Raw genomic sequence first — 14,658 nt, 5'->3', positions numbered from 1 at the left:
TCACTCCTTCGCACGAGGCTTGCGTTGGCCAATGCAGTCGATACCAATCGCTGCGATTCTGGCGCTCAAGCCTCAAGATTCTGCGTGGCGGCTTGCTCCAGCGGGTGCACCACGGTTACGCCGCCAAACTCCGCCCCGTGGGGCAGATGCAGGCTCAGCATCTGGTTGCAGCCGCTGTGCTGGGCGCAGGCCACGGCCAGGCAGTCGCCAAAATCCAGCGCATGGCGGGCCTGTACGGCCCAGGCCGTCTCCAGCGTGGCGGCGTCGGTCTTCCAGGGCGTCCAGGTCTGGTAGCGGCGGATGGCGGCGCGTGCATCGCCCTGAGGCAGGGGCAGGGCGGCCGTGGTCGCCTGGTCATAGAACTCCACCAGAGCCTGATTGCTGGTGCGGCCGCTGCGGCTGCGCCACAGCAGATCCAGCCATTCCAGCGTGGCCGCATACAGCGCACCGCCGGCCGCATCTTCCGCGGCAATCAGCACCGAGGTATCGACAAACACAGGGTTCACTTGACCACCTCGGCTTCGGCATTGCTGTGCGCTGCAGCCCGTTTGCTGCTGGCACTGCGCGCCAGGGATTTTGCCGACTGGCCGGCAGCTTGCCAGGTACGCTCATCCGTGCGCCAGGCCAGATAGGCTCGCTCGTAGGCATCCTCGCGCTGCATCAGCTCGGCCATGAAGTCACCCAGCATGCGCGAGACGCTGCTGCCGCGCCTGGCCGCTTCAATGCGTGCCCAGTCAAGCACGCTGTCTTCAACGGTGATGGTGACGTTCTTCATGCCTTGCATGGTACACGAATTTCGTGCAACACGAAATTCGTGTGAAATTCAAATTGCCAGAATTGCCTGGCGGAATCCATACTGCGAAAAAAAAGCGGCTAGCCAGCCCGCGGCAGCCCTGTGCAAGCGCAGACCCAACAACCGGGAGGAGAAATCATGAGCCAGCCATCCAAGACTGCATGGACCAGACGCCAGATGCTCGATCGTACGGTCCGCGCCGGAGCCGGCCTGGGGATCGCGGCCGGCTACGGGCTGGCTCTGGCAGGCTGCGGTGGAGACGATGCAACAGCAAAAGGCCTGAGCGCCGCAGAGGCGGCCCGGCGGCTGCCCGAGCTGGCCGCGACGCTGCGCCGCGCCAGCGGTGTTCCGGGCATGGCCTGGGCCGTGGTCCAGGGTGCGCAAACGCTTGCCGCCCAAGGCTTGGGGCTTTGCGAGACCGGCGGCAGTGCGGCTGTGAATGCCGACACCGTGTTCCAGCTGGCCTCGGTCTCCAAATCCCTGGCCGCCACCGTGGTGGCGCGCCAGGTCGGCCAGCGACGGGTCTCCTGGGACAGCCGCATGCAGGACTTGCTGCCCTGGTTTGCGCTGCGCAATCCGGGCAGCAGCGCGGTGCTGACCGTGGGCGATCTGTTTGCCCACCGCAGCGGCCTGCCCGACCATGCGGGCGACAAGCTCGAGGAGCTGGGCAACGGCCAGCAGGTGGTGCTGGAGCGGCTGCGCCTGCTGCCCGTCAAGCCGCTGCGCAGCGAATACGCCTACACCAATGCCGGCCTGACCGCCGCCGCCGTGGGCGTCGCAGGCGCGGCCAACTCGGACTGGGCGAGTCTGTCACACCAGACCCTGTATGCGCCTCTGGGCATGACGCGCACCACATCGGTCCATGCCGAATTCATGCAGCAGGTCAATCGTGCCAGCCCGCATGTGCGCGCCGATGACGGCAGCTGGCAGCGCAGCACGCCACGCAATGCAGACCCCCAGTCCCCGGCTGGCGGCGCCAGCTCCAGCGTCAACGACATGGCGCGCTGGCTGTCCCTGCTGCTGGCTCAAGGGCGCTGGCAAGGGCAGGAGCTGGTCGCTGCATCGGCCCTGCAAGCCGCATGGAAAGCCCAGGCTCCGGGCGGACATTACGGCTTTGGCTTCAATGTCGGGGCGACCGATGGCGGGCTGGCATTCCTCAGCCATTCGGGTGCCTTCATGCTGGGCGCCGCCACCTGCTTCATGCTCATACCCTCTCTGGACGCTGCCGTCATCGTGCTCACCAACGGCATTCCCATCGGCGTTCCCGAAACCCTGTGCCGCCAGTTCGTGGACCTGATGGAAACCGGCAGCCTCACGCAGGACTGGTGGTCGCTGTACAGCGAGAAAATTGCTCCGCTGATGGCGCCCACCGGCTCCCTGCTGGGCCAGCAGCCCCCGCCTGCACCGCAGCCCCCGGGTGCGCTGCAGCGCTATGCCGGAAGCTATGGCAACGCCTACCATGGCCCGGTGCAGGTCAGCCTCGTCGACAACCGCCTGCAGCTGAGCATCGGCCCACAGGCCCAGACCTATGTGCTGCAGCACTGGAACGGCAGCCAGTTCTGCTTCGTTCCGGGCAACGAAAGCGCTGCCCCGCACAGCATTTCGCTGGCGGTTTTCGAGGCCGCCGACACGACGCCGGCCCAAAGCCTCTGGCTGGAGTTCTATGACGACGACGGACTCGGCCTGTTCAGCAGGCAGGTCTGAGAAACGCTGCGGCAACAGGCGGCAGCTTCCCGACGTCAGCGCCGATACTGCGGCGGCGCGGCATATCTGCCGTCGGCGGGAAAGGCCGCAGGCTCGGCCGCACCACGGGGCTCTGGCGCAGGCCGAGCGGCATCAGCCCCCTGCAGCCGGACTTCAAACAGGGCCGCTCCAATCACCCCCACGTTGCGGGCATCGCCCGCCGGGGTATTGCCGGCGTAGGCCCGCTCCTTGCTGGCAAAACGAAAGGTTGCCACTTCGCGCTGACTCTTGCGAAAACCCTCGATGCGCAGGGTCTCGCCGGGGCGCAGCAGATAACCGGCATTGCGCACGCTGCCGCTCTGGCCGGTGAGCACATCCAGACCGTCCACCGTGACCACAACCTCATAGTGCCGCTGGCTGCGGTTGCTGTAGACCAGTTCGTAGCGCTCGCCATGACGGCCGGCCAGCTGATAGTCGCGGGCGCCGCGCATGCTGTAGATGGGCAGCGGCCGGCCCTGCCCGTCCTGCACCACCCACTCCACGTCGCCGTCGGCCAGTTGCACGCTGAGCTGCTGATCCATGCTGCTGCCCAAGGCGCGGCGGATGCTGGCCTCATCGGAGTAGCGCAGCTGCGCCACGGTGCGCGGGCGCTCGGGGTCCAGGCGCGCGGCTTCCACGGTGCGTGTGACCGACTCCCGCCCTTCGCCCCATTGCGTGCCCAGTGTGGACTCGACCCTGGGCGTGCGCGGCGCTGCCGCCGCGCTGTCTGCGACCTGGGACGAAGGCGGTGCACCGCAGGCGGCCAGCCCCGCGACCAGCAGCAGCCCGCCCAGCAGACGCCAGCCGCGTTGCGGCCAGGAACTCATGACCTGATTCATCTTCACGCTCCCTTGTTGTGATTGGCATATTGAATGCTGCGCTGCCACGCAGCCCGCCGAGTGTCACAGCAAACCCGCACTTTCCTGCACCAGGAAACATCTGGAGATGATTTGCCCCGGAACGGGGGGGCATGCCGACCTGCCCGGCAATGAAAAAAGCCGTGGGCTGGCCACGGCTTCAAGGGACAAGCGCTCGCCGATTTACTTCAGACGCATTTCGGCTGCACGGGCGTGACCCTGCAGACCTTCGCCATAGGCCAGCACGGCGGCGGTCTTGCCCAGGATCTGGGCGCCAGCCTCGCTGACTTCGATGATGGAGCTGCGCTTCTGGAAGTCATACACCCCCAGAGGCGAGGAAAAGCGTGCCGTGCCGCTGGTGGGCAGCACGTGATTCGGGCCGGCGCAGTAGTCGCCCAGGCTCTCCGACGTATATGCGCCCAGGAAGATGGCGCCGGCGTGCCTGAGCAGAGGCTCCCAGCGGTGCGGGTCGCGGCTGGAGACTTCCAGATGCTCGGGCGCAATGCGGTTGGAAATGGCACAGGCTTCTTCCATGTCGCGCGTCAGAATCAGTGCACCGCGGTCGTTCAGGCTCTTGGCGATGATGGCCTTGCGCGGCATCTCGGGCAGCAGGCGGTCGATCGCGGCCTGGACGGCGTCGAGATAGGCCGCATCGGGGCACAGCAGGATGGACTGGGCCAGCTCGTCGTGCTCGGCTTGACTGAACAGATCCATGGCCACCCAGTCGGGTGGGGTTGTGCCGTCGGCTAGCACCAGGATTTCAGAAGGACCGGCAATCATGTCGATGCCCACGATGCCGAACACGCGCTTCTTGGCGCTAGCCACATAGGCATTGCCAGGGCCGGTGATCTTGTCCACCTTGGGCACGGTGGCCGTGCCGTAGGCCAGCGCCGCCACGGCCTGGGCGCCACCGACGGTGAAGGCGCGGTGCACACCCGCCACATAGGCAGCAGCCAGCACCAGCGGGTTCTTCTGACCCTGGGGCGTCGGCACGACCATGATGATGTCCTGCACACCGGCCACATGGGCGGGAATGGCGTTCATCAGCACGCTCGACGGATAGGCCGCCTTGCCGCCAGGCACGTAAATGCCCACGCGATCCAGCGGCGTGACCTTCTGGCCCAGCAGCGTGCCGTCCTCGTCACGGTAGCTCCAGCTCTCGCCATTGGCCTTCTTCTGCGCTTCGTGGTAGCTGCGCACACGGCGTGCCGCCGACTCCAGCGCTTCGCGCTCGGCAGCAGGCAGGCTGTCGAAGGCGGCTTTCAGCTCCTGCTTGGTCAGCTCCAGCGCCGCCATGGAATCGGCCTGCAGGCCGTCAAAGCGTGCCGTGTATTCCAGCACGGCGTCATCGCCGCGGGCCTGGACATCGGCCAGGATGTCGGCGACCCGCTGCTCGATGGCTGCATCCGTGTCCGCCGACCAGTGCAGACGCTGCGCGAAATCATGCTCGAACTGGGCATCAACTGTTGACAGACGGGCGGGGGCAGCTACGAATTCCATAGTATTCACCAGTGGGGAAAATCAGTTGTTCTTGGCGGCAACGGCCTGCGCAAACGCATCGATGATGTGACGCAGCGGAGCCTGTTTGAGCTTGAGCGAAGCCTGGTTGACGACCAGGCGCGAGCTGATGTCCATGATGGGCTCGACCTCGACCAGATCATTGGCCTTGAGCGTGTTGCCGGTGGACACCAGGTCGACGATGGCATCGGCCATGCCGGTCAAAGGTGCCAGCTCCATGGAGCCGTAGAGCTTGACCATGTCCACGTGCACGCCCTTCTTGGCAAAGAAGTTTCGGGCGATCTCGGGGTACTTGGTGGCGATGCGCAGACGCGCGCCCTGCTTGACGGCCAGTTGGTAGTCGAAGCCGTTGCGCACGGCCACGCTGACGCGGCACTTGGCAATCTGCAGGTCCAGCGGCTGGTACAGGCCCTGGCCGCCATGCTCGATCAGCGAATCCAGGCCCGAGACGCCCAGATCCGCGCCGCCGTATTGCACATAGACGGGCACGTCCGAAGCACGCACCAGCACCACGCGCACATCGGAGCGGTTGGTGTCGAAAATCAGCTTGCGCGACTTTTCCACATCCTCGGTCACCTCGATGCCGGCAGCTGCCAGCAGGGGTACGGTTTCTTCAAAAATGCGGCCCTTGGACAGGGCAATGGTCACAGGCGTTGCGGTGCTCATGCGGAAATTCTCTCGATATCGGCGCCCAGGGCGCGCAGCTTGTCTTCCATGCGGTCGTAGCCACGATCCAGGTGGTAGATGCGATCGACGATGGTCTCGCCCTCGGCCACCAGACCGGCAATCACCAGGCTGGCCGAAGCCCGCAGGTCGGTCGCCATCACGGTGGCGCCGGACAGGCGCTTGCCGCCTTCGATGGTCGCCACGCGGCCATCGGTGGTGATGCGCGCGCCCAGGCGCACCATCTCGTTGACATGCATGAAGCGGTTCTCGAAGATGGTCTCGGTCACCATGCTGGTGCCTTCGGCCACCAGATTCAGCGCCATGAACTGGGCCTGCATATCGGTGGGAAAGCCCGGATATTCGGTGGTGCGAAAGCCCTGCGCCTTGAGCCTGCCGGAGGACGCCACCTTCAGGCCGCCGTCCACGCAGTCCACGCTCACGCCCGCATCCTTGAGCTTGTCGATCACGGCGCCCAGATGATCGGCGCGTGCGTGGTGCAGCAAGGCTTCTCCGCTGGTGGCCGCCACGGCACAGAGGAAGGTACCGGCCTCGATACGGTCGGCCACCACCTGGTGCTCGCAGCCATGCAGCTTGTCCACGCCCTGAATCACGATATGGCTGGTGCCGTGGCCGGTGATCTGGGCCCCCATCTTGATCAGCATCTCGGCCAGATCGGTGATTTCGGGCTCCATGGCGGCATTTTCCAGCACCGTCTCGCCTTCGGCCAGCGCAGCGGCCATCAGGAAGTTCTCGGTACCGGTCACGGTCACCATGTCGGTGGTGATGCGTGCGCCCTTCAGACGCTTGCGGCCCTCGGGCAGGCTGGCCTGCATATAGCCGTTTTCCACGGTGATGATGGCACCCATGGCCTGCAGGCCCTTGATGTGCTGATCCACGGGGCGAGAGCCGATCGCGCAACCGCCAGGCAGCGACACCTTGGCATGGCCGAAGCGGGCCAGCAACGGGCCCAGGGCCAGTACCGAGGCGCGCATGGTCTTGACCAGCTCGTAAGGCGCTTCAGGCGTCAGGCTGTCGGGAGCCACAAAGCTCATGCCGCCGCGTTCGCCATGGGTCTCGGTCTGCACGCCCATGTTGGCCAGCAGCTTGCGCATGGTGGCCACATCATGCAGACGCGGCACATTGTGCAGATGCACGGGCTCGGCGGTGAGCAGTGCGGCACACATTTCAGGCAGAGCGGCGTTTTTGGCGCCGGAAATGATCACTTCGCCCTTGAGGGGACGACCACCGTGGATCTTGAGTTTGTCCATGGCTTCAAGCCTTGAATGTTTATAGGTAAAAAATGCACTCAGCGCTTGTGTATCAAGCACTGACAGCTATCAATCTTGCTTTGCAAGCCGCCTCATGCCTGGGCAGCCGTCCATTCTGCCGGGGTATAGGTCTTCATGGACAGCGCATGGACTTCATCGGTGGCCATGCGATTGCCCAGCGTGGCATAGACCAGGCGCTGACGACCCAGCAGACGCTGGCCTTCGAACTGCGCAGACACGATGGTGGCAAACCAATGTCGGCCATCGCCTTCCAGCGCAATATGCTCGCAGGGCAGGCCGGCGGCGATCAGGTCTTTGAGTTGGTCTGCAGTCATGGGGAACCTTTATGCGCAAAAGCTGGCGAAACCGGTCATTGTCTCGCAAGCAGCCCTGCGTCAATTCTAAAAATCAGTTACGAATCTTGTAGCCGATGCGCAGCAGGTGCACGGCCAGCGCGCTCACGGCCAGCCAGGCAGCGCCCACGATGGCAAAGCTGAACCAGGGCGAGACATCGCTCTGGCCGAAGAAGCCATAGCGGAAGCCGTCGATCATGTAGAAGAACGGGTTGACATGGCTGACCGCCTGCCAGAAGCCGGGCAGCGAGTGCACGGAATAGAAGACACCGGACAGAAAAGTCAGGGGCATGATCAGAAAGTTCTGGAAGGCAGCCATCTGGTCGAACTTCTCGGCCCAGAGGCCAGCGATCAGGCCCAGCGTGCCCATCAGGGCACAACCCAGAAAGCCGAACACCAGAATCCACAGCGGCGCGGCAAAGTCGGGCACCGCAAAGAACAAGGTGACCACAAACACGCCCAGCCCCACCAGCAGGCCGCGCAGAATCGCCGCGCCCACATAGGCGCTGAACCAGGCCCAATGCGACAGCGGCGTGAGCAGCACGAATACCAGCGAGCCCATGATCTTGCTCTGCACCAGGCTGGACGAGCTGTTGGCAAACGCGTTTTGCAACATGCTCATCATCACCAGACCGGGAATCAGAAACGCGGTGTAGGGGATGCGGTCATAGACCATGACCCGGCCTTCGAGCACATGGCCGAAAACCAGCAGATACAGCACGGCCGTGAGCACCGGTGCGGCGACGGTCTGAAAGCTCACTTTCCAGAAGCGCAGCACTTCCTTCTTGAGCAGGGTCTGCCAGCCGTTCATTGGACACCTCCTGCAGGAGCCTGTGTCCTGGAGCCTTCATTCATGATGTGGATGAACACATCTTCCAGATCCGCACGGCGGATCTCCACATCCTCGGGGGTCACGCCCGCCTCGCGCAAAGCGGCCAGCAGCTGCTCCACATCGCCGGCATGGGCGGCGGGAATCTGCACGATTCGACCGGTGACCCGCGCCCTGTCGGCCACGGCCTTGGGCAGGACGCTATCGGTCTTGAACTGCAACACATTGCTGGAAGCCGACTTGAGCAGCTCGCTCATGGGCGAGAGCTTGATGATCTCGCCGCGCTTGAGCATGGCCACGCGGCTGCACAGTGCCTCGGCCTCTTCCAGATAGTGAGTAGTCAGCAGCACCGTATGGCCCTGCTTGTTGAGCTTGGCAATGAAATGCCACAGCGTCTGGCGCAGCTCCACGTCCACGCCGGCCGTGGGTTCGTCCAGCACGATGATGGGCGGCTTGTGCACCAGGGCCTGGGCCACCAGCACGCGGCGCTTCATGCCGCCCGAGAGCTGACGCATATTGTTGTGGGCCTTGTCCGTCAGGCCCAGGCTGTCGAGCAGCTCGTCTATCCAGTCATCGTTGTTCTTGACGCCGAAGTATCCAGACTGGAACTTCAAGGCCTCGCGCACATTGAAGAAGGGGTCGAACACCAGCTCCTGCGGCACGATGCCCAGCTTGCGGCGTGCATCGGCGTAATCGGCCTGCACATCGCTGCCCTGCACCAGCACGCGCCCGCCCGTGGCTTGCGCCAGTCCGGCGAGGATGCTGATCATCGTGGTCTTGCCGGCACCGTTGGGGCCGAGCAGACCGAAGAATTCACCTTCCTCGATATCCAGGCTCACCGATTTGAGGGCCTGGAAATCCCCCTTGGGGGTGCGGTAGGTCTTGGAGACGGATTGGAATGAGACTGCGGACATGGAGCCCATGATTCTAGGGCTTGCCCACAGCCTCTGCCTTGGCGGGGCTTAGCCGGACACAGTGATTCGTCAGCCTAGCCCTGCTGAGCGGTGGCGGCCGCATCGGGCATAGGAGCGGGCATCAGCAAGCCGTCCACGCCATACAGCGCGGCCATGGACTGCAACCCCTTGGGCAGACCCTCGACGATGAGCTGCTTGCCCGCCTCCTGCGCAGCGCGCCGGCAGGCCAGCAGCACGGCCAGGGCCGCCGAGTCGAAGACCTTGACGGCGCTGGCATCCACCACCACCAGGGCATCCGCATGGCCGGTGACCAGCGGGCGCAGGCGCAGCAGACAGTCGCGCCCCTGACGATAGGTCAGTTCCTTGGGCAGTTGCAGAGGGTTGCTAGCTGAGCGGGCCATGACGTCTGAAGCGCTTTGCTTACTTGGTGGCCGTGGCCGGCATGGAGCTGCGCGAGGCCAGGGTCTTGATCAGGCCGTCGATGCCGTTGGCATTGATTTCCTGCGCAAACTGGTTGCGGTAGGTCTCCACCAGCCACACGCCGAGCACGTTGAAGTTGTAGAGCTTCCAGCCCGTAGCCTGCTTTTCCAGACGGAAATCCAGCTGCACGGGATCGCCACGGCCGTTGACCTGGGTTCGAACCAGCACATCGGTGTCACCGGCAGCCATGCGCACAGGCCTGACGGTAATGGTCTGATCGCCGACCTGGGACAGGGCTCCCGCATAGGTGCGAATCAACAGGGCCTTGAACTCGTCCTGCAGCTTCTGACGCTGCTCGGGCGTGGCCTGGCGCCAGGCCGGACCGACGGCGGCCGATGTCATGCGGCGAAAGTCCACATAGGGCATGACCTTCTCGTTGACCAGCGCATTGATCTTGCCGGAGTCGCCGTTGCGCAGCGAGGCATCCTTCTTGATGGTCTCCAGCACATCGGCAGAGACGCGCTTGACCAGGGCATCGGGCGCCTCCTCAGCGGCCTGAGCAGGCAAACCCAGATTCAGGGCGAGCATGGCACCTGCTGCCATGCCCCACATGCGACGAGTAATCTTCATTGCGTTTTTCTCCTAGGCCCGCAAGTGTCACCGCACTCGCGCAGCCTGTGCATCATGTTTGTAACCAAGCTCTACCGGCTCACTGGCCTTCGGGAGGCAGCTTGCCGGCGTTGTCGTCATCATAGTTTTCGAGACGACCGTCGCCGCCGGACGCCGCGCCGCCAATGCGTGAGCGCAGATAGACATCGCGCACCAGGCTGTATTTGTCGAGCGCAACGGAGTCCAGCACATCGCCGGCCTTGAGCAGATTGGCCCGGTTGTTGACCATGCGCAGGCCGAACAGGCTGTTGCGCCAGCGCACATCGTCCATGGTGTTGGCGGGATAGCCGAAGGCGTCGACCGCCAGACCGGCCGAGTCACGCACCGTGGAAGGGCCCCAGAAGGGCAGCACCAGATACGGCCCCGTCGGCAGGCCCCAGCGGCCCAGCGTCTGGCCGAAGTCCTGCTTGCGGCGCTCGATGCCTGCCTCGCTGGCAATATCGAACAGGCCGCCTATGCCCAGCACCGTGTTCACGCTGAAGCGAACCATGGAGTTGTAGGCACCCTGGCCCTGACCCTGCAGCACGTTGTTGACGAAGGACCAGGCATCGCCGAGGTTGTCGAAGAAGTTGGTCACGCCCTGGCGCGCCACGCGCGGCGTCACGTTCTGATAGGCCGTGGCCACGGGCTTGAAGACGGCTTCGTCCACCCCTTCGTTGAAGGAATAGATGCTGCGGTTCATGGACTCCAGCGGGTCGGCCGGGTTTCCGGAGCCTGTGGTGGTTGCACAGCCGGACAGCAGTGCCGCTGCGCACACGCCAGCTGTCAGCGCTGCATGCTTGAGCGCCCGAGTCTTGTTCGACGCCAGTTTCGTTTGTGGGCTTGTTGTAGTCATCATTCTTTCGCTCCCCCGTTGGCTCCGTTGGCTGCGCCAGCACCGGAATCACCGCCCTGCTCGGCCTTGCTGTAGAGGAACTGACCGATCAGATTCTCCAGCACCACGGCAGACTGGGTGGCTGTCACGCGGTCGCCGGCCTTGAGGTTTTCTTCGCTGGCACCCGCTTCGATACCAATGTACTGATCGCCCAGCAGACCGCTTGTCAGAATTTTCAGCGAGCTGTCCTTGGGAAAGGCATAGCGGTTTTCCATGCTCATGGCCACGTCGGCCTGAAAGGTCTGGTCGTTGAAGGTGATGGACTCGATACGGCCCACAACCACGCCGGCGCTCTTGACCGCGGCCTTGGGCTTGAGCCCGCCGATATTGTCAAAACGCGCCGTGATCGCATAGGTCTTCTGGAAATTCAGGCTCAACAGATTGGCCGACTGCAAGGCCAGGAACACCAGGGCCAGAGCACCGATCAGCACAAACAGGCCGACCCAGACATCACTTTTCTTTTGCTGCATGATTTTTTACCTCTATCTGCTGTGCAGCCTCAAATGCTGAACATGGTTGCGGTGAGCAGGAAGTCCAGGCCCAGAACCGCTAGCGAAGCCACGACCACGGTACGGGTGGTGGCCCGGGAAACCCCTTCAGGCGTGGGCTTGGCCGCATAGCCTTGGAGCAGGGCCACAAAGGTCACAGCCAGGCCGAAGACAAAGCTCTTGAGCACGCCATTGCCCAGATCGCTCCACCAGTCCACACCCTGCTGCATCTGACCCCAGAAGGCACCGCTGTCGACACCGATCATCACCACGCCCACCAGCCAGCCGCCCAGCACGCCGACGGCGCTGAAGACCGCTGCCAGCAATGGCATGGTGATCAGCCCGGCCCAGAAGCGCGGCGCCAGAATGCGTTTGACGGGGTCAACCGCCATCATCTCCATGGCCGACAGCTGCTCACCGGCTTTCATCAGGCCGATTTCGGCCGTCAGGGCCGTGCCGGCACGGCCCGCAAACAGCAGGGCCGTGACCACGGGCCCCAGCTCGCGCAGCAGGCTCAGCGCCACCATCATGCCCAGCGCCTCGGCCGAGCCATAGCGCTGCAGGATGTAATAGCCCTGCAGACCCAGCACAAAGCCCACGAACAGTCCGGAAACGCCAATGATGGCCAGCGAATAATTGCCCAGAAAATGAATCTGGTCGCCGATCAGGCGCGGACGCCTGAGCGCCGGCCCCATCAAACCCAGCAGGCGCCACAGCAGGCGCGCACCGATCCCCATGTTGACCAGCTGACAGCGCACTGCCAGGCCAATGCGTGCGAGAAAGTTCATGCACGCCTCCTGCTGCCGAAGTCCTCGTCGGCACTGACTCCGGGATAGTGGAACGGCACAGGCCCCGTGGGTCTGGCATGGATGAATTGCTGCACCAGCGGATCGCTGCTGGCGCGCACCTCTTCGGGCGTGCCCTGGGCGGCAACGCTGCCGGCCCCAAGAATCACCACATGGTCGGCCACGCGGAAGGTTTCTTCCAGATCGTGGGATACCAGAATCGAAGTCAGGCCCATGGCATCGTTGAGCTGGCGGATCAGCTGCGCCGAGGTACCCAGCGAAATAGGGTCCAGGCCCGCGAAAGGCTCGTCGTACATGATGAGCTCGGGGTCCAGTGCAATCGCACGGGCCAGCGCCACGCGACGGGCCATGCCGCCCGAGACCTGGGAAGGCATCAGATCGCGCGCCCCGCGCAGGCCCACGGCGTGCAGCTTCATGAGCACGATGTCGCGAATCAGCTCTTCGGGCAGATCGGTGTGCTCGCGCAGCGGAAAGGCCACGTTGTCGAACACGCTCATGTCGGTGAACAGCGCACCGAACTGAAACAGCATGCCCATGCGGCGACGCGCGGCATAGAGCTGCTGCGCATTCATGGTGGTCACATCCTGGCCGTCAAACAGCACCTGGCCCTGCTGGGCGTGGTTCTGCCCGCCGATCAGACGAAGCACCGTGGTCTTGCCGCCACCCGATGCACCCATCAGCGCCGTGACCTTGCCGCGCGGCACTTGCAGGGACAGATCGCGCAGGATGACGCGGTCACCATAGCCAAAGGTGACATTGCGCAGTTCCACAAAGGGTGCGTTGGGTGACATGCGTGAATAGCCGCTCAAGAGAAAGCAAACTGGTATTGTGCCGACAAGCACGGTAAAAAGCTCGGGTTAGCCCCAAGTAAACATACATTCGTGAATGTTTCTTCAGGCCCTGGCCTGGATCATGGAGCCTTTACTCCTGTTTCAGGAGCTGCCAGTGCTTGCGATGTATGCGCAAACTGCCTTTTTTGCGATATGAAACCGCATCGACAGCTGCGACTTATTTACAACATATTCTGCAGAAATGCCTTGGTGCGCTCATGCTGGGGCGCCGCAAAAAACGCCTCGGACGGGCCTTGCTCGACGATGTAGCCGCCGTCCATGAAGATGACGCGGTTGGCCACCTCGCGTGCAAAACCCATCTCGTGGGTCACGACCAGCATGGTCATATGCTCCTCGGCCAGTTCGCGCATGGTGCGCAGCACCTCGCCGGTCAGCTCGGGGTCCAGCGCCGAAGTGGGCTCGTCGAACAGCAGAATGTCCGGCTCCATGGCCAGCGCACGTGCAATTGCCACGCGCTGCTTCTGACCGCCGGAGAGGTGGTTGGGGTAGGCATCGCGCTTGGCCGCCAGACCCACCTTGGCCAACAGGGCCTCGGCCTTGGGGATGATGTCTTCGCGCTTCATGCCCTTGACGATGACGGGTGCCTCAATGATGTTTTCCAGCACCGTGAGGTGGGGAAACAGATTGAAGGACTGGAACACCATGCCCATCTTGCGGCCGATCTTGCGGATCTCGGCCTCGCTCACATACTGTGCCCTGGCCTCGCCCTCGGAGCGCGCCAGCACCGCACCTTCGATGCGGATGGTGCCTCGGTCAATCGTCTCCAGGTGGTTGAGGCAGCGCAGGAAGGTGCTCTTGCCCGAGCCGGACGGGCCGATCACGGCCACCACCTCGCCGCGCAGCAAGTCCAGGGAGACGCCGCGCAGCACTTCGTTGCTGCCAAAGGCCTTGTGGATGCCCTGGGCGGAAATCATCACGTCAGGCGTCGTACTTGGCATATTTTTTCTCAAGATATTGGAAGCCCCAGGTCAGCACCAGGGTCATGATGAGATAGAAGGCCGCAGCCACGATGAAGGGCGTGAAGCTGAAGTCGCGCTGCACCACGCCGCGCGCCACGCGCAGCAGATCGTTGAGTGCCAGCACATAGATCAGCGAAGTGTCCTTGACCAGGGTAATGGTCTCGTTGCTGACGGGCGGCAGGATGCGGGCCCACATCTGGGGCAGCACGATGCGGCGCATGGTCTGTGCATAAGTCATGCCCAGCACCTTGGCACCTTCGTACTGGCCGCGGTCAACGGACTTGATGCCGGCGCGGAAGATCTCCGCGAAGTAGGCCGCGTAATTCAGCGCAAACGCCACCACGGCAGCAGGAAAGTCGGGCAGGCGCACACCGATGTAGGGCACAAAGGGCAGCGCGAAGTACACGAACAGCAGCTGCAGCATCAGCGGCGTGCCGCGCATCAGCCAGATATAGGCGCCCACGGCGCTGCTCAGCGGCTTGATGCTGGAGATGCGCATCAGCGCCAACGCCAGGCCCATGGGAATGGACAGCGCCAGCGTGATGAAGAACAGCTTGAGTGTGACAAGGGCACCAGCCGACATGGGCCCCAGGAGCGAGATTACATAGTCCATCAAATGGCCTTCAGTGTGGCGCTGCAGCTATCGAAAGCCCGCCACAGGCACGGGCGTG

General features: G+C 63.7%; 18 protein-coding genes. 1 reads left to right on the top strand and 17 read right to left on the bottom strand.

What is annotated here, in order from left to right; all coding sequences use genetic code 11:
• Nucleotides 1-65 precede the first annotated feature (65 nt).
• Together FSY59_RS27655 and FSY59_RS27650 are read right to left on the bottom strand one after the other, a co-directional pair.
• Nucleotides 66-506, bottom strand: a complete 441-nt coding sequence (locus FSY59_RS27655; protein ID WP_003058641.1) for a PIN domain-containing protein — start codon at nucleotides 504-506, stop codon at nucleotides 66-68.
• Nucleotides 503-775, bottom strand: a complete 273-nt coding sequence (locus tag FSY59_RS27650) for a hypothetical protein (protein WP_255439189.1) — start codon at nucleotides 773-775, stop codon at nucleotides 503-505. The genes FSY59_RS27655 and FSY59_RS27650 overlap by 4 nt, the downstream gene beginning before the upstream one ends.
• 156 nt (nucleotides 776-931) lie before the next feature.
• Between FSY59_RS27650 and FSY59_RS05945 the strand changes: the two genes are divergently transcribed.
• Nucleotides 932-2,497 carry a serine hydrolase gene (locus FSY59_RS05945; RefSeq protein WP_148728662.1) on the top strand — a complete coding sequence of 522 codons (1,566 nt, stop codon included), beginning with the start codon at nucleotides 932-934 and terminating at the stop codon, nucleotides 2,495-2,497.
• A gap of 35 nt (nucleotides 2,498-2,532) precedes the next feature.
• Here FSY59_RS05945 and FSY59_RS05940 read toward each other — a convergent pair whose 3' ends face one another.
• The 15 genes from FSY59_RS05940 to FSY59_RS05870 all read right to left on the bottom strand — a co-directional run bounded on the left by FSY59_RS05940 (nucleotide 2,533) and on the right by FSY59_RS05870 (nucleotide 14,600).
• The gene (locus tag FSY59_RS05940; RefSeq protein ID WP_253279209.1) at nucleotides 2,533-3,342 is read right to left on the bottom strand and encodes a hypothetical protein; all 810 of its coding nucleotides are present in this window, start codon (nucleotides 3,340-3,342) and stop codon (nucleotides 2,533-2,535) included.
• A gap of 213 nt (nucleotides 3,343-3,555) precedes the next feature.
• Nucleotides 3,556-4,872 (bottom strand): histidinol dehydrogenase, encoded by a 1,317-nt coding sequence (hisD, locus tag FSY59_RS05935; protein ID WP_043370893.1) that lies wholly within the window; start codon nucleotides 4,870-4,872, stop codon nucleotides 3,556-3,558.
• Nucleotides 4,873-4,893: 21 nt separating this feature from the next.
• Nucleotides 4,894-5,556 (bottom strand): ATP phosphoribosyltransferase, encoded by a 663-nt coding sequence (gene hisG / locus FSY59_RS05930; protein WP_003058649.1) that lies wholly within the window; start codon nucleotides 5,554-5,556, stop codon nucleotides 4,894-4,896.
• Complete coding sequence (gene murA, locus FSY59_RS05925; RefSeq protein ID WP_148728661.1) at nucleotides 5,553-6,824, bottom strand: UDP-N-acetylglucosamine 1-carboxyvinyltransferase; 1,272 nt, start codon at nucleotides 6,822-6,824, stop codon at nucleotides 5,553-5,555. Before murA ends, hisG begins: the two co-directional genes overlap by 4 nt.
• Before the next feature lie 92 nt (nucleotides 6,825-6,916).
• Nucleotides 6,917-7,159, bottom strand: a complete 243-nt coding sequence (locus FSY59_RS05920) for a BolA family protein (protein WP_003058653.1) — start codon at nucleotides 7,157-7,159, stop codon at nucleotides 6,917-6,919.
• Between the two features lie 73 nt (nucleotides 7,160-7,232).
• Nucleotides 7,233-7,988 (bottom strand): ABC transporter permease, encoded by a 756-nt coding sequence (locus tag FSY59_RS05915; protein WP_057091545.1) that lies wholly within the window; start codon nucleotides 7,986-7,988, stop codon nucleotides 7,233-7,235.
• Nucleotides 7,985-8,920 carry an ABC transporter ATP-binding protein gene (locus tag FSY59_RS05910; protein ID WP_029158508.1) on the bottom strand — a complete coding sequence of 312 codons (936 nt, stop codon included), beginning with the start codon at nucleotides 8,918-8,920 and terminating at the stop codon, nucleotides 7,985-7,987. The genes FSY59_RS05915 and FSY59_RS05910 overlap by 4 nt, the downstream gene beginning before the upstream one ends.
• A gap of 74 nt (nucleotides 8,921-8,994) precedes the next feature.
• Nucleotides 8,995-9,321 carry a lipid asymmetry maintenance protein MlaB gene (locus tag FSY59_RS05905; protein WP_043370890.1) on the bottom strand — a complete coding sequence of 109 codons (327 nt, stop codon included), beginning with the start codon at nucleotides 9,319-9,321 and terminating at the stop codon, nucleotides 8,995-8,997.
• A 19-nt stretch (nucleotides 9,322-9,340) separates the two neighbouring features.
• Entirely contained in the window at nucleotides 9,341-9,970 is a 630-nt protein-coding gene (locus FSY59_RS05900; protein ID WP_003058662.1) for a phospholipid-binding protein MlaC, read from the bottom strand.
• A gap of 79 nt (nucleotides 9,971-10,049) precedes the next feature.
• On the bottom strand, nucleotides 10,050-10,847 hold the full coding sequence (locus FSY59_RS05895; protein ID WP_080731436.1) for a VacJ family lipoprotein: 798 nt from the start codon (nucleotides 10,845-10,847) through the stop codon (nucleotides 10,050-10,052).
• Entirely contained in the window at nucleotides 10,844-11,353 is a 510-nt protein-coding gene (gene mlaD / locus FSY59_RS05890) for an outer membrane lipid asymmetry maintenance protein MlaD (RefSeq protein WP_003058666.1), read from the bottom strand. The genes FSY59_RS05895 and mlaD overlap by 4 nt, the downstream gene beginning before the upstream one ends.
• Nucleotides 11,354-11,382: 29 nt before the next feature.
• The gene (gene mlaE / locus FSY59_RS05885; RefSeq protein ID WP_003058669.1) at nucleotides 11,383-12,159 is read right to left on the bottom strand and encodes a lipid asymmetry maintenance ABC transporter permease subunit MlaE; all 777 of its coding nucleotides are present in this window, start codon (nucleotides 12,157-12,159) and stop codon (nucleotides 11,383-11,385) included.
• Nucleotides 12,156-12,968 carry an ABC transporter ATP-binding protein gene (locus tag FSY59_RS05880; RefSeq protein WP_043003542.1) on the bottom strand — a complete coding sequence of 271 codons (813 nt, stop codon included), beginning with the start codon at nucleotides 12,966-12,968 and terminating at the stop codon, nucleotides 12,156-12,158. Before FSY59_RS05880 ends, mlaE begins: the two co-directional genes overlap by 4 nt.
• A gap of 221 nt (nucleotides 12,969-13,189) precedes the next feature.
• Complete coding sequence (locus FSY59_RS05875; RefSeq protein ID WP_291607602.1) at nucleotides 13,190-13,966, bottom strand: amino acid ABC transporter ATP-binding protein; 777 nt, start codon at nucleotides 13,964-13,966, stop codon at nucleotides 13,190-13,192.
• Nucleotides 13,947-14,600 (bottom strand): amino acid ABC transporter permease, encoded by a 654-nt coding sequence (locus FSY59_RS05870; RefSeq protein WP_003058677.1) that lies wholly within the window; start codon nucleotides 14,598-14,600, stop codon nucleotides 13,947-13,949. Before FSY59_RS05870 ends, FSY59_RS05875 begins: the two co-directional genes overlap by 20 nt.
• Nucleotides 14,601-14,658 lie beyond the last annotated feature (58 nt).

Source organism: Comamonas sp. Z3, from assembly GCF_008121565.1.
GTDB lineage: Bacteria > Pseudomonadota > Gammaproteobacteria > Burkholderiales > Burkholderiaceae_C > Comamonas > Comamonas brasiliensis.
The sequence above is the reverse complement of the archived record's forward strand: the minus strand, read 5'-3'. Positions and strand labels throughout refer to the sequence as shown.